This is a genomic window from Streptomyces sp. ID05-39B (genome assembly GCF_033794725.1).
Lineage (GTDB): Bacteria > Actinomycetota > Actinomycetes > Streptomycetales > Streptomycetaceae > Streptomyces > Streptomyces bobili.
Genome location: NZ_JARGEF010000020.1, coordinates 39221 through 56461, shown reverse-complemented (window position 1 = coordinate 56461; position 17241 = coordinate 39221). Strand labels below are relative to the sequence as shown.

Sequence of the window (17241 nt, the reverse complement as noted above, 5' to 3'; positions counted from 1 at the left end):
ACCCTCTTCAGCGACCATCCGGCTCACTGGCCCGCGCCCACGCTGCTCGCCACCTCCACGCGCATGGCCCCGCGGCCCGAGCGGTCCGCGGGGCCATGCGCGTGGAGGTGGCGAGCAGCGTGGGCGCGGGCCAGTGAGCCGGATGGTCGCTGAAGAGGGTGCAGGGGTCGGTGTCCCAGCCGATGACGGGACCGGCGTCGGCGTGGGGCACGCTGATCACTTCGATGCCCTCGGAGCGCAGGACATAGCCCCACTGCACGTCCTGGTCGGCGGCGGTCCGTTCCGTGACCGCCTCACGGACCGGCGGGGAGCCGTCCGGGGTGATGAGGTGGTCGAGGGTGCGGCTGGGCCACTGCTCGCCGCCGGTCAGCGCCGTGACTACCTGTGGTGGCGCGTCGGCGAGGAGGTCGGTGCCCAGTTCGTCCCAGCCGACGTCCACGCCGTCGACGAGGTGCTGGGCCATGGCTTCGACGTCGCCTGCGAAGCGGTATTGGAAGGCGGCGAGGAGCAGGGGCAGCTTCGCGCTCGGCTGGCCGTCGAGCTGGACGTAAATGCCGTCATAGCCACCGGTGGTGGGGCGGACGATGAAGGAGCGGGTCGACAGAAGGAGCCTCCGGGGGTTGCGATCAGCGGCCCCGGGCCGCACCGGTGGGCGGTACGCCGGGCGGCGCGGGCGGGAGGCCAGGCCCAGTGCGGCCCGGGGACGGGCTGGGCGGGGGCGGTGTCGGGTCGTACTCGGCGCGCAGGATCGCCAGGTCCGCTTGATGGCCGAGGGCCAGTGCCGACAGGCTGTCGCTGGCCGCCCTCATCAGCATCTTGGGTGGTGAGCCCAGCTCCGCTCCGCGGTTCTGTCCCCGCCACCGGGCGGCAGCCACAAGGTACTCACTCACCGCTTCGAGCACGGGTGCGGCGGCATCCAGCAGGCGCTGGGTGATCGCACTAGCCTTCGCGGGAGTCTCGGCGGCGGCAAGTGCATGGAGATAGGGGGCGAGGTCGGGCGCCGGCAGCGGGTGCTCGGGCAGCGGGTGCTGGGCCAGGAACGGCTCGGCGTCCCGCCGGGCCCACCGCAGCGGGTCGTTGTCCGTGGCGATGCCGTAGCGGGCGGCGGCGATCTGGTCGCCGTCTCGGCCGACGTTGTCGTACAGCTCGAGTCGGGATCTCGCAGGGCCGGCTCCTAGACGGAGAAGTCGGGGACGGTGGGCTTGGCGTCAGTGCGGCGGCAGCCGTAGCCCAGCAGGCTGGAGGGCTTCGGCGTGGCCGGGACGGCGGCGACGTCGGAGCAGGTGAAGGTGTAGGTGAAGGCAGGGGCCGGTGCGTTGAGCCAGGCGCGGTCGAGCTTGTCCGGCACGATCTGAAGCCCCGGGGCGGCCACGGCGTCGTGCTGGGTGTGCGTGTGGGAGAAGATCACGAGTGCACCGGTAGTCGTCTTCAGCGCGTACGCATCAGGGAACTCCGTATCGGCAGAGGAGAAGCGGGTGGTGCCGCGTGTGCCGAACTTGCGGGTCGTCTGGTCGTGGACCTTGGTCTGCCGCCGGGATGCCTCGGTCGGGGTGAAGACCTTCTTCCCCGTCTTCTCGCCTCCGGTGGCGAAGTTGTCCGCGATGGCCGTCCGCAGCACGCCGACCGGCGCGGCGAGCGAGGCGGAGTTGGCTTCCACCGCGGTGGCGTAGCCGTCCTTGTCGAGGATGATGTCCGGCAGCTGCTCGGGGTCGTCGAGGTCGACGGCCGCGACCATCTCCCAGCTCTTGGCCTTCGTGTTCTCGGCCAGGACCAGCACGCGGGCGTACTGCTTCTTGCTGCCGGAGCGGGTCACGGCGGCGAACCACCGCTGTTGCCCTGGCGTGATGCGCGGGATGTAGACATCCGTTCCGTCGAGGTCGTACGACCACGGCCGGTATGGCTCGCGGTCCGACTTCGGCAGGGCCTCCTCCTCCTTGAGGTCGGCGGACGACATCGCGTACAGCGGTCCGTCCTCGACGGTGTCGAGGAGCTTGGTGTCGCCGGTGGCGTTGGCCGTGTTGTTGATCTTTGAGTAGTGGGCGATCTGGGCCAGAGCCTCCTGCTTCGCGAGCGCCGGCTCGGCGGCCGGTGTGGGCTGCGTGGTGTGGTGCGGGGTGGCCGCAGTGGCGTCGTGGGCGCCGCTGGAGGTGGAGCAGGCGGACACGGTCAGCGCGACGGCCGCGGCGGTGAGCAGGAGTGTGGTGCGGCGGACAGAAGTGTGCAGGGGAATGAGGAAACTCCGGGGGATCGTGATTCAGCGGGTGCGGGCTGGGGCGGCCGTCGGCGGTGACGGGGCTGGCCGTATCGATCGGGCGTCCGCGGCAGTGCGCAGCGACTTGGCGGCACGGGCGAGATGCGCGCGGCTTTCGGCGAGATGTGCCACGAGTTGCTGGTGCGCGGTGGCCACGGTCCGGTTGCCGGCGCGGCCGGAACTTCGATGGCTGAGATCGGCGAGAACGCCGAGGCAGTGGACGGCGCCGCCCAGAGCGGCGAGTGCGGCTCCGGCGGGTTCAGCAGCACGTGCGAGGGCGAGGGTGGTGCGGCGTTGGGACGGCGTGACCTGGTGCGGATAACGAGCAGCGGCCCGGTGGCGGAAGGCACTCTCGCCGGCCAGGTAGCCCAGCAGCCGGGCCAGGTGCCGTATTTCATCGTCCAGGATCTCGCTGAGTCCGGGGCCCGGTTGGACCTGGTCGGGAAGCGGGAGCTGGTCGGCGACGGTGTTGATCCGGTCGGCCACGTCGTGCAGCAGCATCCGCTGGTCGGGATCGGACAACGACGGTGTACGCACAAGGAGGTCCGGTTCTACCGCCGGGCGGCCGGCTGCCTCGCGCCGGGCGGTGCGCCCAGGGCCGGCGCTGCCGTGCGGGGCGGAACGGCGGGGATGGGGGCGGCGTGCCGGAAGTTGACGCCGATGCCTTGGGCGGTGAGCTGCCGGACCGCGCTCTGAAGCAGCAGGGCGCGTGCTTCGGTGCTGTAGGAGGCGGGCAGGACGAACGCCGCCTCGTGCGGGCTGTACTGGAAGTAGCAGCCGTACAGCACGGTGCGGGCCAGGGCTGGCACGCTGGCGGACGGGGCGCCCACTACGCCGTCGGGGTACCAGATCAGCGTGAGCGACTCGGTGACTTCAGGCGCGGCGGGCCGGTGCGGTGGCTCCGGCTGGTGGAGGGCGTTGCGTCGGACTGCGTTCAGAGCTTCGGCGTAGCGGGGCAGGACACGGCGGGTGACCTGGGCGGCGGCACGGACCGGATGGTCGGGGACGGCGATGCCGTTCGGCTCGTCCACCCCGTGGAAGTGGTGCGGCCTGAACCCGTCGGGCCGTAGCGGCGCTACCAGGTACTGGCGGGGGTAGTGGGGGCGTGGTATCACGCAGAGCTGTTCGCCGGCTGGCCCGTTGAGGAAGGCGGTCGGCGGGTCCCAGTCGAGCAGGGCTGAGTGGGTCGGCCCGCAGTCCCAGACCTGGTCTGCGACATGCGGCTGGTCCTGGGGCCTCGGGAATCCGGTGTACCGACGATGCCACTGCCCAGGGAGGTGCGTTGCGAGTGCGGTGGCGAAAGTGCTGGGAGTTTGTGAGGACAGGTGGCTACTCCTGGGGGCGGAAGGGGGCGGCCAGGCGGCAACGTCAGCGGCGGGACCCGGGCGTGTGCCGTGGGGTGGTGGGGACAGGTGAGGTGGTGGCGGTGGGTGCGGTTGCGCGTATCGGTTCTGCGCTTGCTGTCGGTGGCGCGTAGTGGGCGCGCAGGTTCTCCAGGTCGGCTTGGGCCACCTTGGCCAGGGCGGTTCGGATGCTCAGGGCCGCTTCGCGCAGCAGGCGCACCGACTGGGGCGTGTGCCGGTGTTCGGTGCCGGCCCAGAGGGCTACGGCGATGAAGTGGCCGGCGATGTGGTCGAGGACGGGTGCGGTGGCGGCGACCAGCTGGTGGGTGACGGCACTGACCTCGGCAGGTGTCTTGGCCGCGGGTAGTGCCTGGAGGTACGGCGACAGGTCCGGCAGGGGGCCGGGCTGGTCCGGTAGCGGGTGGTTGGCCAGGATAGGTCTCGGCGTCGCGGCGGGCCATGCGATAGAGATCGCCGGGTGGAGCGGGGCCGTCGGACTGTGTGGAGGGGCGTGGCGACAAGGAGTCTCCGGTGCGGTGGGGGAGGCCGGCCAGGGTTAGTGCATGCGGGCGTCGGTGTCGAACAACGCCAATTCGTCGCCGTGGAGCAGGTGTTGGACGATGAAAGATCTGCCGGCGATCTTCCACAGGCCCCGGCCGCGGTTGAGGTGGGCGATGGCGTCGACTTCGACGGAGGTCAGACCGAGCAGGGAGGCGGCGGCGTGGAGCTGGTCGGTTTCCTGCCGGTAGATGATGCGTGTGGAGCAGTCGGCGAGGAGGCCCTCGGCGAGAGCCCGGCCCTGTGATCCGGCGTCGCCGGCGGTGAGCAAGTCACTGAGCCTGTGGATGACCATGAGGTTGGCGATGCCGAGTCCGCGGGAGAGCTTCCACTGGGCCTGCATGCGCTGCAGCAGGCCGACGTGGCGCATCAGGCGCCATGCCTCGTCGTAGACGATCCAGCGCCGGCCACCGTGCGGGTCGGTCAGGGCGGACTCCATCCAGGCGGAGGCGCAGGTCATGGCGAGGACGAGGGCGGTGTCGTCGCCGGATCCGCCGAGCCGGGACAGGTCGATGGTCAGCATCGGCGCACGCGGATCGAAGCGGACGGTGGAGGGCGCGTCGAACATGCCGGCGAGATCGCCGTGGACGAGGCGGCGCATGGCGTGGGCGAGGTCGCGGGCGGCCTCGCCGAGGTGGCCGGACATCGTCCCGGCGGCCTCGTCGAGCTGGGCCGGGTTGTTGAGGGCGGAGGCGACGTCGCCGAGCAGCGGCGTGCGGCCCGTGCCGGCCGCACGGTTGACTGCGGCGTCGAGGGCAACGTCGAGCGCGGTGTGCTCCATGGGCAGCAGGTCCCGGCCCAGGACGGTCCGGGCCAAGGAACCGAGCAGGAGCAGGCGCCTTTTGCGGATCTCGCCCTCCCAGTCGGCCTCGGTGATGCTCTCCGGGCGCGGCGCCGCGTCCAGGGGATTGAGGCGTCCGGGCAGCCCGGGGCCGAGGGCGACGGAGGTGCCGCCCAAAGCCTGGGCGACCGGCGTCCACTCGCCCTTCGGATCGCAGGGGACGTACACGCGGTAGCCGAAGGCGATGGAACGCAGAGCGAACGACTTCGCGAGCGCGCTCTTACCCTGGCCGATCACGCCGGCCAGCAGCACGTTCGGGTTGGTGAAGCCCTCTACCTTGCCGTACAGCGCGAACGGGTCGAACACGAAGGATGCTTCGGCGTGGACGTCGCGTCCGATGTAGATGCCCTCGGCGCCGAGCCCCCCTTCGGCGAGGAAGGGATAGGCGCCCGCCGCGATGGCGGTGGTCATGCGGTGGGCAGGCAGCTTCAGCCGGTTTCCTCGGGCGGACGCCCGTCCGGGGCGCCCGCCGGGCGGATAGACCGGCGCAGGCGCGGCGTGCTCGTCCGGTGCCGGGCCGGTGGCCGGATCGGTGGCTGTCTCGGCGCGTGCCTTCGCGGCGGCTTCGGCGAGCTGCCTGCGGGCGGCGCGTCGGGCGGCGCGGTCGGTGCCGTGCGGGGTGAACAGCGGGCTGGCGGAGGCACGGCGGGCGCGGCGGGCGGGCCGGTGGTTCATCGGGGGCCCTCGATTCGGCGGATGGTGCTCAGCGCACGCACGAGGTGGTGTGCGGTGCGCGATGCAGGTCGGTGGGGGTGGTCTTGCGGCGGACGACGTGCCCGGCGGCGAGATGGCGCTGACAGATGGTCAGGAAGGGAGGCCCTTCGGGAAGCTGCCCGGACTGGCACTCGGTGGAGTCCGCGGACGTGGCCGGCAGAAGGTGGAAGGCCGCGTGGATGTCGGTGGTGGCCTGCCACAGCCGGGTGCGCGCAGCAGCAAGGTGTCGGCCAGCTGCGGGATGCGGGGGCCGTGCCGCCTCGGCCAGCTGGTCGAGGAGCCGGTGCAGTTCTGTGAGGTGGGCGTGGAGGGTGTCGAGGTGCCCCCGGTCCGGCAGGCTCGCGGGCAAGGAGCCGCTGACGACACGCCTGTGATGGCGGATGCCTGCGGTGGCGGCCCGCAGGTAGGGGTGGGAGTCGGTCTCGCTGGTGCGGGGCTTGGGCAATGGGGGTCCTTGCCGCCGTGGAGGCGGGAGCGGTGGCGCTTAGAGGGTGGTGCGGGCAAGGGGGAGTGCCGCGACGGCGAAGGCGTCGGGCTGCTGGTACCAGAGCCTGCGCAGGTCGACGCCGGCGGTGACGGCGGCGGTCTCGATCTGTGCGCAGGCGGCGTCGAGGGCGGCGTCGGTGTCGGCGGTGACGGTGATCAGGCCGGTCAGGGCGACGTCGGCGTGCCCGGCGATCAGCTGGCGCTCGCGGTTTTTGACGTCGGCGTACTCGATGGAGTCCTCCTCGCTGTCGACCTGCCCGCGACGGGCGCGTTCGGAGGCGTCAGCGATGATCGCGGCCTTCTTGCGCTGGACGTCGCGCAGCGCGGACTCGAGCCGCTGTGGGACGTAGGTGAGGGAGAGGGTGCGGCGCACGCCGGCGGTGAACATCAGGCCGTGCAGGAAGCCTGCGCCCATCTCGGTGCGCGGCCAGTTCTCCACCCAGTAGGTGGCGTGGCGGGCGGAGTCGGTGGCGATGCGGTCGTACTCCTCGACCTGGACGACAGGGCCGGCGGCGGCAGGGTCGGCTTCCGCGCGGCCGGTCGGTGACCACTGCTGGAGCGCGGCGAGTGCCTTGGGGTCGTAGGCGGTGCGCACGACGGCGGCGATCTCCCGCGCGGACAGCCACCCAGTGATCATCAGCCCGGCGTTCCGGGCCGCCTGGGCGATGGAGGCGGTGGTCTGTTCCATGACGGTGAATGCACCGGGCAGTCCGCCGCCGGCCTGGGAGATGAGGCGCTTGGCGGCCTTGAGGTCGAGGGAGATCGCCAAGTAGGTCTCGTGCGGGGCGGCGGCCGGTCCGGCGGAGGCGACCAGGTCTGCGTACACCTGTCCGGCGACCGGTGCTTCGGCCCTGCCGTGCTGGGCCCAGTGCCGGGCCAGGGTGTCACCGGAGTCGGGGACCGTGCGTTCCAGGACCTGCACTGTGGCGACGTGCCCGGTGCGGGCGGTGCCCGCCAGCGCGCGCCCCCAGCCGTTGACGTTGTGGTTCTGCGTGGCCGGGTCGAGCAGGGCGAAGGCACGGCTGCTGACGCGGGCGACAGCGGTGAGGGTCTGCTGGTGCGGGTCGTGGACGGCGGCGGCCCCATTGGCGGAGTCGCCGGGGGTGACGACCTTGAGAGAGGCCGCCGTGCCGGGCAGATGAAGGATGCCGTCCTGGCGGGGCCGGGTGACGGGCCGGGCCAGCCACAGGGTCTGTCCGCTGTGGCGGCGCCAGGCGAAGCGCGCGACGATCGGCGCCCAGTCGATCAGCGAGCGTCCCTGCCGGCGAACGGTGACCACAACGGCCACCGCCGCCCACAGCGGAGTCAGGGTGATGGCGCCCAGCAGCCCGGTGGTCAGGACCGTGACCAGGAGCAGAGCCAGCGCGGCAGAGACGAGGACGAGCTGGTGGAGGGTGAGGCCGAGCAGGATGCCTCGGCGGCTGCGGTGCGGGAACTTGACGGTGGCCGGGGATACGGCGAGGTCGGACAAGGAGGATGCTCCTGGAGCGAGGGCCCGGGGGCGGGAAGGGCCGTGAGCCCTCCCGCCCCCAGGGATCGGGCATCGGGCAGGAGATCAGAGACCGGTCGCGGGCGGCGGCGGTGAGGCCGGACCGTTCGCCGCGGAGGTCGTGTCGGCGGTCTGGGTGCCCGCGGCGGGCGGGGCGCCCTGTGGCGGCGGGGTCGTGGCCGACGGCGCGGACTGCCACCCGCCGCTCTGGCTGGCGGCTGCGGCACCTTGGCCGAATCCGCTCGCACTGGGGGAGCCTGTGCTGGTGGGGCTGCCGCCCATCTGGCCTCTGGTGACGTGGGTGGGCGGTGGCTGGACGGTCTGCTCCAGACCGGACTTGGCGGAACTGCCGCCCGACGGGCCGTCGGAGGCGCCGCCTTGGGCAGATTCCTGTCCCGTGCCGGACGAGTGGGAGGCGATGTCGCCGGGGAAGCCGTCCTGGCCCGGCACGGTGTCCGGGCCCTGCGGAGCTGCTGCGGCTCCGGCCGCGGCACCGCCGGTTCCAGAGGTGGCCGCCATTGCCGCGGCCTTCCGGCCCGCGCGCTCGGCGTGCTGCCTGGCCAGCTGAGCGCCCGCTCCGCCGGCACGGTGCAACGTTTCTCCGTCGGATCCCTCGGCCGCCCAGTGCACGAACTTGAACGTCGCGTAGGGGCACAGCAGCACGAGGATCATGACGACGATGCCGGCGAGAACATCGGCCAGGGCGGCAAGGCCATCCTTGGCGTCGGTCTTGCCCATGGCGGCGATGCCGATGACGAAAACGATCGTCATCAGCAGCTTGGAGACGACGAGGGTCGCGGTCGCCTCGATCCAGCCCTTGCGCCAGCGGCGGGCAACTTCCCAGCCGCCGCCGGATCCGGCGAACACGGCGAGGGTGACCATGACCAGGATGCCGACCTTGCGGACCATCATCACGCACCAGTACAGGAAGGCGCCGATGGCGGCTCCGATGCCGGCGAAGACGGCGACGAGCCAGCCGAGCCCGGCAAGTCCTGGCAGTGATGCCACCTTGACCATGCGGCGGACCGCAGAGGCTATGTCCGTGTGCGCGGCCTGGAAGAGGCCGGCGGAGAGGGCGTCGGTGACTTCGATCGCGACGGTGGTCAGGGCGATCGCGGCGAACGCGAAGATCACGCCGGAGGCTGTGCCGGTGAACGCCTGGGTCAGGGCCTGGCCGTCGCGGCGGATCGCGGCACGAACCAGCTGCGCGCAGAAGGTGGCCACGAGCATGACCAGGCCGATGGGCAGGATCATCTCGTAGTTGTCGCGGAACCATCCGGCGTTCAGGTCGACGCGGGTGGTGGCGTCGACGGCCTTGGACGCCAGGTCGGCTGCGGACGCGGCGAGTTCGCCGGCGCTTTTCGCCATCCAGTCGCCGATGTACTTGCCCGGGTCAGAGGCGAAGTCGATGGCCTCGCCGACCGCGCAGACCTTGTCCGCGACGGGGAGATCACAAAACCCCATGAGGACTCCTTTCGGTCAGGGCGCGACGCGCGGGGCGATGGCGACGAGCGAGCAGTCGGCGGAGGGGCGGCACTGCACAGCGAGGGTGGTCGAGCGGTCCTCCGCACCCCCGCCGCCCTTGGTCCAGGTGATCGTCTGCTTGCCGGTGACGGTGACCGCGTAGATGTACGCCTTGGTGATCGCGGCCGGGTCCTCGGACAGGGCCTGTTTGAAGGCGGCCGGGTAGTGGCCTTCGCTGATGGTCGCGGTGGCGTGCTGCTTCTGGTCCGCCATCCGCGACCACAGCACCGGGTCCGGTATCTGCGCCGAGACCGACGCCCAGTCGCCGTACTCGCTCTCCTTCGTCATCCACGCCTCCATGCCGGCCAGCTGCTGGGCCTGGCTGGTGGTGCGGGTGTCGTAGGACCAGAGCATCTTCGCGGCAGCCTTGGCGAACTCCACCGGATCGGAGATCCTCGGCGGCCCGGCCACCGGGCCACTGGCGGAGGAGGGCTGGGCCGTCGGGGAGGCGGAGCCGTGCTCGGGCGGTGGGACGGGCGGGGCAGCGTGGGGGCGGTTGCCGCGGCCGGTGAAGATGGCCGCTGCGGCAGCCAGGGCGAGCAGGCAGGCCAGGCCGACCGCAATGGCGCTGATGCGGCGATTCGGGGCCCAGCCGAGGCCGTATCCGGGGAGGCGTTTGAGCATCAGTGGACCTGCGACCCCAGACCGGAGAAGAAGGCCACGATGCCGTTGGCGGCGCCGAGCCCGAGGGCAGCGCCGGCGGCGACGGTGGCGCCCTTCTTGCCGTTGGCCTCGGCCTGGTGGCCACCGGTGTGGTGGCCCCACGCCCAGACGGCGAGGCTGATGGCAAGGGCGCCGACGACCGCGATGATGGCGAACATGTTGATGCTGTTGACGACGTTCTTCAGGACAGTCAGGCCCGGAAGGCCGCCGCCTTTGGGGGAGATGCCGGGATCGTAGGCGAGCTGGACGGCACGGGCAGCGAGGGGTGACACGGGTATGGAGGGCTCCTTGCGTGCGCAGGGCCGAAGGCCCTGGCGGGAGTTCAGAAAGAGGGGGGTGCCGAGCGGCGGGAGAGAGGCCGGCGTCAGATGACGCGGCGGGCGGCGAGGACGGCCCAGTCCTTGAGCGGCGTGATCCGTACGGGCTTGCCGGTCCGGGGGGCTTCGATGACCAAGCCCTCGCCGATGTACATGCCGACATGCTCGGGCCGGGCCGCGGTGCCACGGCTGAAGAGCAGGTCACCGGGCTTGAGGGCCTTCGGTGAGACGGCCTTGCCCTCGCCGACCTGGGTGTAGGTGGTGCGGGTGAGGGTGATGCCGGCGTGGGCGTACGCCTGCTGCATCAGGGAGCTGCAGTCGCAGCGGGCCATGGCATCGGGGCCGTGGGGGTTGGTGCAGGATCCGCCCCACTGGTACATCGTGCCGAGCTGCTGCATCGCCCAGACGATCGCCTTGCGGGCTCGCGGGTCGGTGCCTTTGGGGATCTTGTAGCCCTTCGGGACGGCGCCCTCGGGGATGGGCAGCCCGTAGGACGTGCCGTCGGCGGTGTCGCAGCCGGTCGCGGGGGCGGGCTTGTCGTCGGTCTTGCCGACGTCCTTCTCCCCGGAGTCGGGGAAGGTGGCGGCAATCGCCTTCTGCAGCGTGGTCGCCAGCGGTTCCCACTGTGCGTAAGCGTCCGGATAACCGGAGCGCTGCACTGCTTGGGCGGCCTGGGTGACGGTCATCTGCTGCCAGCCGTGGACCTTCAGCAACGCCTTGTAGAACTGCTCGGACGCGTAGACGGGATCGTGGATCTGCGCGGCGGTGCCCCAACCCTGGCTGGGCCGCTGCTGGAACAGGCCGAGAGAGTCACGGTCGCCGCCGCCGAGATTGCGCAGCCGGCTCTCCTGCATCGCGGTGGCCAGCGCCACGATCTGACCGCGCTCGGGAAGGCCGAGGCTGATGCCGGTGGCGACGATGGTCTGCGCGTTCGGGATCTGTTCGCCGGGCAGGTCCAGGTCCTTGATGTGCACCTTGGACGGATCCGCACCGTCGAGGATCTTGGTGACCTGATCAGCGATCTTGCTGGTGTCCACGTCGGAGAGGCAGTCGAGCGATGAGGTGGTGCTCTGGGCGGCTTCGCTGGAGGTGGCCATCATCACGGCGCCGCCGCCGAGAAGGAGAGGGGAGAGGAAGACGACGCCGATGCCGGCGGCGAGCCCCTTCAACCTGTGGTGCCCACGCGCACATCACCGGTTTCGGGCAGGGGCGGATAACGAGACGTCATGCAGGGGTCCTTCCGGTGCGGTGTCCGGCACGCCGCGCGAGCGCAGAGAACGCGGAAAGCGGAATCAGGAGTGGCCGGCCACAGGCGAGTAGCCGCTCGCCGAGCGTGGCCGACAGATGAGCTAGGTGTGCGGGGGCAGCGTGAACCTCCACGAGCCAAAGGGGGAGTGGGCCAGCGGCGGTGTGCGCCGGGCGGTCCAAAAACAGTAGGCCCAGATCGGCCGTTGACCAAAAAGTCGGCGTGAGGTGCCGGAATCCGGCCCCTCAGCAGCGCACTTCTTGGTCATCGGCCGAATCACGTCTACAGTTTTTGAACTCCCCCTCGCCCTCCCCAGACCATGGTCATGGGCCTGCTCATGCCCGTTTTCCGGCCAATGGGGCTTGCCGACGCGACGGGCATTCCACGCACGCACTCCCACCCGAATCGGGGTTCCTCTTTGCCTTTTTCCCTGCATCAGGGCGACGCGCTGAGCGTCCTGTCCAAGCTCCCGGACGACTGCGTCGACGCCGTCATCACTGACCCGCCGTACAACTCCGGTGGGCGCACGGCGAAGGAGCGCACCAGCCGCTCCGCCAAGCAGAAGTACACATCCGCCGACGCCAAGCACAGCCTGGCCGACTTCACCGGCGAGAACATGGACCAGCGCTCTTACGGGTTCTGGCTGACGCAGATCATGACGGAGGCACACCGCCTCACCAAGGCCGGCGGTGCGGCGCTGCTGTTCACCGACTGGCGCCAGCTGCCCATCACGACGGACGCGATCCAGGCGGCCGGCTGGCTGTGGCGCGGCGTCCTGGCCTGGCACAAACCCCAGGTCAGGCCCCAGAAGGGGCGCTTCACCCAGAACTGCGAGTTCATCGTGTGGGCGTCGAAGGGCGCCATCGACGGCTCCCGCAACCCTGTGTACCTGCCGGGCATGTACTCCGCTTCACAGCCGTCAGGCTCCCAGCGGCAGCACATCACGCAAAAGCCCGTCGAGGTCATGCGCGAGCTGGTCAAGATCTGTGCGCCCGGCGGCACAGTCCTCGATTTCTGCGCCGGCTCCGGATCCACCGGCGTGGCCGCCCTGCTCGAAGGCCGGGACTTCATCGGCGTGGAGAAGACCGAACACTACGCGTCCATCGCCGCCGACCGGCTGACGGAAACGATCCGTCAGTCCCTCGGCCAGGACGACGTGGTCCTCACCGCCTGACTCCACCGCCCCGCCACATGCGAATCATCGACCGCCGTATTCGGTCGGTGCACTGCCGGATTGATTCTGTCCCCATTTCCGCGGCACTCAGGAGGTTGCTTCTCTCATGTCCGAATCCATCGACCCCCCGGCTGACGGAGAATTGGAGCCGGTGCGCATCCCGGACACGCAGCTGGAGGGGATCGAAGCCAGTGTTCGTCGGCTGATGGAACAAACCGCAGAGCAGGCTCGGCAGTTGGATCACCTCGCCTCCGCTCCGCCCGCAGCTTCGCCGTTTGCGGCGTTCGGCATGCCGGGGTTCGGTGGATCCCCGGCACCGGATGCGCCGGAGCCTCGGCCCATCCTGGAGCTGGAGGGCGAGGCGTACGAGGACGAACTCGACGCCCTGTCGGACTGGGTCGACGACTTCCTCCTGCCGATCTACGGGGCGGAGGTCACCACGGCGGCGCCCTGGTGCCTGCAATGGCAGGAGCACAGCGACGTCGTCGCCTGGCTGCATGCCCTGTGGCTGGCCTACCAGCAGCACAAGGACCCCGAGGCGGGCCTGGCCGGCATGTTTGTCTGGCACCGCGACTTCCTCACCCACGCAATGGCCGCGATCCGCGCACCTGGCGGCCCCCTGTCCGCCTGCATGACCTCCCCGGACCGTCCCGCGCACCGTCTCCTTCCCGGACCGCCCCCCTCGGCCCGCGCGGAGAAGGAGTCCGCCGAGGCGGAGGCGTCCGGGACTGGTGAGTACGGGCTGACGTCATGAGCGAGGGGCAGCAGCCGGCTTTCGGCCTGAGCTTCGATCCCCGAGCCTTGAACGACCTGCTCCAGGCGCCATCCGACATCCGCGATCTCACCCTCGCCTATCTGCAGGAAGTGGTGAACGCCGAGCGCTTCGGGCTCCGCCTGACTGGTGACCTGGAGGGCTACCGCAAGCTGTTCGTGGACGCTCGCAAGGACTGGCGGGTCGTCTACGGCATCCGCCCGGCGCCCGAGTCGTCGGCGCACCGGCGGGAGATCCACGTGGTCGCCGTACGGCCGCGGGCGGGCAACGACGTCTACGACGAGGTCGGCCGCCGCCTGGGAATGACCCGTCGGCCGCTCAGCGCCCGCACGCACGCGGCACGCGCCCGTTCTCCGCAGCTGGCCACCCGCGGTCCCGTACCCAGGTCGGCACCGCTGCCGTCCGCCATGCCGGGCCTGCCCCGCCCCGCGCAGAGCCCCTCCCCGCTTCACACTCGCTGACCACAAGGAACTGCCTATGCCCCCTGATCCGGCGCCCACGGCTGCCCGCCGGGCTGTGTCCCCGCTCGACCCTCGCATCGAGGCAGCCACCGGCCACGACGTCGACACCCTGTGGGCCCACCGCGACTGCGGCATCCTCGACGAGCCGCACACCGAGCTGGTCGACCGGCATCGGGAACTGGCCCAGGCCGAGACCGGCGTCACGTTCTACCGCACCCTCCTGCACCGGCTGTCCTCCGGGGAGTTCCCCGTCGATGCCGCTTTGTTCGAGCGGATCGACCGCACCGTGGACCAGTTGGAGGAGGCCGCCGCATCCCGCGACGCCGCCATGCGGCGGGTGCTCGACGCGTTGGAGCCGATCGAAGCCGCCTCGCGATCAGCACCAAGTGGCGAGGCGCAGATCACCGCGGCTGATCAAGCGGCGCTGCTGGCCATCGCCGGCGGCGCCAAGCTCTACGAGCATCTCCTGACCGGCCGGCTGTCGGTGACCACCGCCTCAGGCACCCGCGTGCCCTACGCCGAGCTTCAGCGGCTCCAGTCCGCCGGTCTCGTCGCCCTCAATACCAGCCATCCCGTCCATGCCGGCCAGCTGGTCAGTCTGACCGACGCCGGCCGTGCCGCGCTGACCGCCAACCGCCGTACGACGCAGGCGTCGTTGCCGACGGCGCGACCGGGAGCGTGGCCGTCCGCTCCGGCACCGCGACGCTGACGTGAAAGACCGCATGCCCGCCCACGAACCATCCCCACCCGCCGACAGGGACCTGTCCCATTCCCTGAACTTCCGGGTGGACGACCTTGACGCCGACGATCAGATCAGCGCGGCATTCTTCCGTCTCGTCAGCGTTCACGAGGACATGCTCGTCTCCCTCGCCGAGCACCACAGCGCCGATGGCGCCCGCAGCTTCTACGTCCTGTACGACGGCTCGGCCACCTGGGACCACCCGGGTGTGCCGCAGTACGTAGCTCTCCACCTGCAACGAGACCTGGAGAGAAGCACGTTCAGTTTCGAGCGGGCCACGTTGCCTTTGCCTTCGATCGCGCAGTCCTGGCTGATCCGCCGCGGCTGTCCGCCCGAGTTCCTCACGCTCGATGCCGAACGGGGCACAGCGCCGGCCGACGAGGCGACGCGGGCCTTGGAGCAACGGCTCATGAGGGACGGGGACCACTACGCGCTCGGCTGGTCCCACACCCAGGACGACCCGGACGACTGGGTCACGCTCGCGGTGTTGCGGGCCCTGGACGAGCGCGCCCGCTCCCCATTCCGTGTCGTAGTCGAGGAAGTCGACATCGAGGCGGGAACGCACACACTGCGCGAGGGCGGCTTCGATTCGGTCGAAGAAGCCTTGCAATGGTGCGATGACCGCCTCGGTGGCCTAAGTAAGGCTCTGCCGCTGGTCCGCCCGGTGCCATCACTTTCCCGCCCTGCTCCTGCGCCGAAAACGGCGTCCTCCCGGCCCTCTGGCCGCTCACGCTAAAGCCCCGTTTTCCCGTCGACGCGGCGAAACATAGCCGATGATCGCCGGTTGGCCAAACCGGCAATTCTCCGGACTCTTATACGGCCGCCGGGAGCACCCCGGGTTCGGCACTCCCCAGCATTCCTTTCCCTCGTATGGAGGTTCTTTCCGCATGCGCGCAACCCGCATTGCCGTATCCGCTGCGATCCTCGGCGCCCTCGCCCTGCCGATCGCGTCGGCGGCCACCGCCACGGCCGCTCCGAGCAGCGCCCTGACCTCCCAGTCCTGCAACGACCCTGGCCCGTGGGTCATCGGCACGAAGGCCGTGACTATCCGCTCCACGGCGTCGGCCAAGTCGACCGCCGTGGGCATCCTGTACCGCGGGCACAAGTTCACCGTCCACAAGACCAGCGGCAACTGGCGCTACATCACGGACCGAACGACGGGTGTGAAGGGCTGGGTGTCCGCCACCTACGTCTACCGCGACGTCCGCATGTGCCTCGACTAAGCCGCGCACGCCAGTAACTCGACTGTACAGCGGCGCTTTTGAGCGTTCGATTCCCTCCCGGATCTGCCAGTTAGAGGATCCCGGTGTCTACCAAGAGGAGTCTCCCGTGTCTGACGCTCCACTCGATGCGATAGACGATGTCGTGGGCGTGCTCACTGAACAGATCGAAATCCGTTTCGGGATGAGCATGGATCAGTTGAAGACCGCCGTCGCCGCTGCGCCGACCACCAACTCGCAGGCCACCGACGTGGTCAAGTGGCACGGCCTTCTCCTCGAATCGCAGGCAGCGCTGGAGCGTGCGGAGGACACCCTCGTAGCCGCGCTGGACGGCCAGCCCAGTGAGGTCGACGACCCAACGATGGAGTTGGCCCATCGCGTCAACGCTGCCGTCACCGCCCGCGATGGGCGGGCCATGGTCGTGCGGTGGCTTCTCGACCCGGACGCCAGGGGCAAGCAGGACCTGGCCGCCCGGCGGCTGGCCCGCTTGCGCGGGCGTCAGGGACCGGCCGTCCCCACCAGCCCCCCGCCGGGGCCGGCGACCACCCCGCAGCCGGGAAGGAGCCTTGCGCGGTGAGCGCCCGGCTCAAGCCCAGCTCCGCGGACGACCGGCTGCGCCAGGTCTTCGGCGTCCCGGTCGACGACCTGTACACCGCAGCGGTTCGTTCCGACGCTTCCCCGGCGCTGTCCCGGGCCCTGGAGCTTCGCTCCTTCCTGGCTCTGGCCGAGGCGCAGGTCGCCCGGGTCCGAGACCGCGTACACGAGGCGATGGCCGCGGACCGTGACATGGACGAGCTTTTCGCCGAGGACCTGCGGATGGACGCGCAGTGGCTGGAGGCGGCGCTCGACGCCCGTGACGGCTACCGGGCCGCGCTGGACGACCTGCTGCGCACCATGCCCCCACCCGGGCAGCGCGCCCGGGCTGTCCGCACCGTACAGCCGACCCTCGCCACCGTCTTGCCATCGGCCGCCCGGGCGCCCAAGGGTGCCGGGGCGGCCCGGGGCCGCCGACTGTGAAGGCTTCCGCTTGACCCCCCCGACGTCCGCCGAGATCGCCGGACGGATCGAGGACCTCTTCGGCGCCCCGCTCGCCGCCCTCACCTCCCATGCTCAGGACCAGCCGCCCGGCATGCTCTCCGCCCTCCTCGGCCTGCACGACACGCTCGCCTTCGCCGAGCGCAGCATCGCCTTCCACCGCGAGCGCCTCGCTCAGCTCATGCACCCCGAGCGGCACATCACCACCCACGAGGTGCCGCACGTACTCGACTGCGCCCGCCGGCTGGCCGAAGCGGTCGCCGTACGAGACGCCCAGGCCGCAACGGCGTCGGCTGTGCTGCGGAGCCTCGTGCGCGTCGAGCCCGAGCCGTCCCTGGCCTCGCCCCCCACCGCAGTGGCCGCGGCCCCCTCCGCTGCGGCCACGAGCGCCGTTCCGAGCCGCTGACC

21 protein-coding genes are annotated in these 17241 nt (G+C 70.8%); 9 read left to right on the top strand and 12 right to left on the bottom strand.

Translation table 11 applies throughout. From position 1 onward, the window contains the following. Nucleotides 1-7 precede the first annotated feature (7 nt). The 12 genes from P1P75_RS07825 to P1P75_RS07770 form a co-directional block, all read right to left on the bottom strand. Complete coding sequence (locus tag P1P75_RS07825) at nt 8-646, bottom strand: hypothetical protein (protein WP_319252872.1); 639 nt, start codon at nt 644-646, stop codon at nt 8-10. Further along, nucleotides 627-890 (bottom strand): hypothetical protein, encoded by a 264-nt coding sequence (locus P1P75_RS07820; RefSeq protein ID WP_319252870.1) that lies wholly within the window; start codon nt 888-890, stop codon nt 627-629. The genes P1P75_RS07825 and P1P75_RS07820 overlap by 20 nt, the downstream gene beginning before the upstream one ends. A 284-nt stretch (nt 891-1174) precedes the next feature. Further along, complete coding sequence (locus P1P75_RS07815) at nt 1175-2164, bottom strand: hypothetical protein (protein WP_319252868.1); 990 nt, start codon at nt 2162-2164, stop codon at nt 1175-1177. Nucleotides 2165-2254: 90 nt separating this feature from the next. Beyond that, nucleotides 2255-2773: a hypothetical protein gene (locus P1P75_RS07810; protein ID WP_319252866.1), complete on the bottom strand. Its 519-nt coding sequence runs from the start codon at nt 2771-2773 to the stop codon at nt 2255-2257. A gap of 29 nt (nt 2774-2802) precedes the next feature. Further along, nucleotides 2803-3366 carry a hypothetical protein gene (locus tag P1P75_RS07805; protein WP_285511815.1) on the bottom strand — a complete coding sequence of 188 codons (564 nt, stop codon included), beginning with the start codon at nt 3364-3366 and terminating at the stop codon, nt 2803-2805. A 784-nt stretch (nt 3367-4150) separates the two neighbouring features. Further along, on the bottom strand, nt 4151-5668 hold the full coding sequence (locus P1P75_RS07800) for an ATP-binding protein (RefSeq protein WP_319252863.1): 1518 nt from the start codon (nt 5666-5668) through the stop codon (nt 4151-4153). Nucleotides 5669-5696: 28 nt separating this feature from the next. Further along, complete coding sequence (locus P1P75_RS07795) at nt 5697-6152, bottom strand: DUF6238 family protein (RefSeq protein WP_319252861.1); 456 nt, start codon at nt 6150-6152, stop codon at nt 5697-5699. A gap of 39 nt (nt 6153-6191) precedes the next feature. Further along, the gene (locus P1P75_RS07790; protein WP_319252859.1) at nt 6192-7664 is read right to left on the bottom strand and encodes an SCO6880 family protein; all 1473 of its coding nucleotides are present in this window, start codon (nt 7662-7664) and stop codon (nt 6192-6194) included. Between the two features lie 84 nt (nt 7665-7748). Continuing rightward, complete coding sequence (locus tag P1P75_RS07785; RefSeq protein ID WP_319252857.1) at nt 7749-9146, bottom strand: ATP-binding protein; 1398 nt, start codon at nt 9144-9146, stop codon at nt 7749-7751. 15 nt (nt 9147-9161) lie between these two features. Then, entirely contained in the window at nt 9162-9830 is a 669-nt protein-coding gene (locus P1P75_RS07780) for a hypothetical protein (RefSeq protein ID WP_319252855.1), read from the bottom strand. Then, entirely contained in the window at nt 9830-10147 is a 318-nt protein-coding gene (locus P1P75_RS07775) for a DUF6112 family protein (protein WP_319252892.1), read from the bottom strand. The genes P1P75_RS07780 and P1P75_RS07775 overlap by 1 nt, the downstream gene beginning before the upstream one ends. Nucleotides 10148-10233: 86 nt before the next feature. Next, nucleotides 10234-11355, bottom strand: coding sequence for a C40 family peptidase (locus tag P1P75_RS07770; protein WP_319252853.1), 1122 nt, complete (start codon nt 11353-11355; stop codon nt 10234-10236). A gap of 495 nt (nt 11356-11850) precedes the next feature. Here P1P75_RS07770 and P1P75_RS07765 point away from each other — a divergent pair, with 495 nt between their 5' ends. The 9 genes from P1P75_RS07765 (at nt 11851) to P1P75_RS07725 (ending at nt 17239) form a co-directional block, all read left to right on the top strand. Beyond that, nucleotides 11851-12606 (top strand): site-specific DNA-methyltransferase, encoded by a 756-nt coding sequence (locus P1P75_RS07765; RefSeq protein ID WP_319252851.1) that lies wholly within the window; start codon nt 11851-11853, stop codon nt 12604-12606. Nucleotides 12607-12811: 205 nt separating this feature from the next. After that, nucleotides 12812-13360: a DUF4913 domain-containing protein gene (locus tag P1P75_RS07760; protein WP_319252890.1), complete on the top strand. Its 549-nt coding sequence runs from the start codon at nt 12812-12814 to the stop codon at nt 13358-13360. Then, on the top strand, nt 13357-13839 hold the full coding sequence (locus P1P75_RS07755) for a hypothetical protein (RefSeq protein WP_319252850.1): 483 nt from the start codon (nt 13357-13359) through the stop codon (nt 13837-13839). The genes P1P75_RS07760 and P1P75_RS07755 overlap by 4 nt, the downstream gene beginning before the upstream one ends. 16 nt (nt 13840-13855) lie before the next feature. Then, the gene (locus tag P1P75_RS07750) at nt 13856-14548 is read left to right on the top strand and encodes a hypothetical protein (RefSeq protein ID WP_319252848.1); all 693 of its coding nucleotides are present in this window, start codon (nt 13856-13858) and stop codon (nt 14546-14548) included. A gap of 76 nt (nt 14549-14624) precedes the next feature. Then, nucleotides 14625-15314 carry a hypothetical protein gene (locus tag P1P75_RS07745; protein ID WP_319252846.1) on the top strand — a complete coding sequence of 230 codons (690 nt, stop codon included), beginning with the start codon at nt 14625-14627 and terminating at the stop codon, nt 15312-15314. A 151-nt stretch (nt 15315-15465) separates the two neighbouring features. Beyond that, entirely contained in the window at nt 15466-15801 is a 336-nt protein-coding gene (locus P1P75_RS07740; protein ID WP_319252844.1) for an SH3 domain-containing protein, read from the top strand. 181 nt (nt 15802-15982) lie between these two features. Further along, complete coding sequence (locus tag P1P75_RS07735) at nt 15983-16375, top strand: hypothetical protein (RefSeq protein WP_319252888.1); 393 nt, start codon at nt 15983-15985, stop codon at nt 16373-16375. Beyond that, nucleotides 16372-16815: a hypothetical protein gene (locus P1P75_RS07730; protein WP_319252842.1), complete on the top strand. Its 444-nt coding sequence runs from the start codon at nt 16372-16374 to the stop codon at nt 16813-16815. The genes P1P75_RS07735 and P1P75_RS07730 overlap by 4 nt, the downstream gene beginning before the upstream one ends. Before the next feature lie 10 nt (nt 16816-16825). Then, nucleotides 16826-17239, top strand: a complete 414-nt coding sequence (locus P1P75_RS07725) for a hypothetical protein (RefSeq protein ID WP_319252840.1) — start codon at nt 16826-16828, stop codon at nt 17237-17239. Nucleotides 17240-17241: the final 2 nt, after the last annotated feature.

Coding starts and splice junctions, on each gene's coding strand:
- P1P75_RS07800 (WP_319252863.1), bottom strand. CDS start 5,668: ATGAACCACCGGCCCGCCCGCCGCGCCCGCCGTGCCTCCGCCAGCCCG.
- P1P75_RS07785 (WP_319252857.1), bottom strand. CDS start 9,146: ATGGGGTTTTGTGATCTCCCCGTCGCGGACAAGGTCTGCGCGGTCGGC.
- P1P75_RS07780 (WP_319252855.1), bottom strand. CDS start 9,830: ATGCTCAAACGCCTCCCCGGATACGGCCTCGGCTGGGCCCCGAATCGC.
- P1P75_RS07760 (WP_319252890.1), top strand. CDS start 12,812: ATGGAACAAACCGCAGAGCAGGCTCGGCAGTTGGATCACCTCGCCTCC.
- P1P75_RS07755 (WP_319252850.1), top strand. CDS start 13,357: ATGAGCGAGGGGCAGCAGCCGGCTTTCGGCCTGAGCTTCGATCCCCGA.
- P1P75_RS07750 (WP_319252848.1), top strand. CDS start 13,856: ATGCCCCCTGATCCGGCGCCCACGGCTGCCCGCCGGGCTGTGTCCCCG.
- P1P75_RS07740 (WP_319252844.1), top strand. CDS start 15,466: ATGCGCGCAACCCGCATTGCCGTATCCGCTGCGATCCTCGGCGCCCTC.
- P1P75_RS07735 (WP_319252888.1), top strand. CDS start 15,983: ATGAGCATGGATCAGTTGAAGACCGCCGTCGCCGCTGCGCCGACCACC.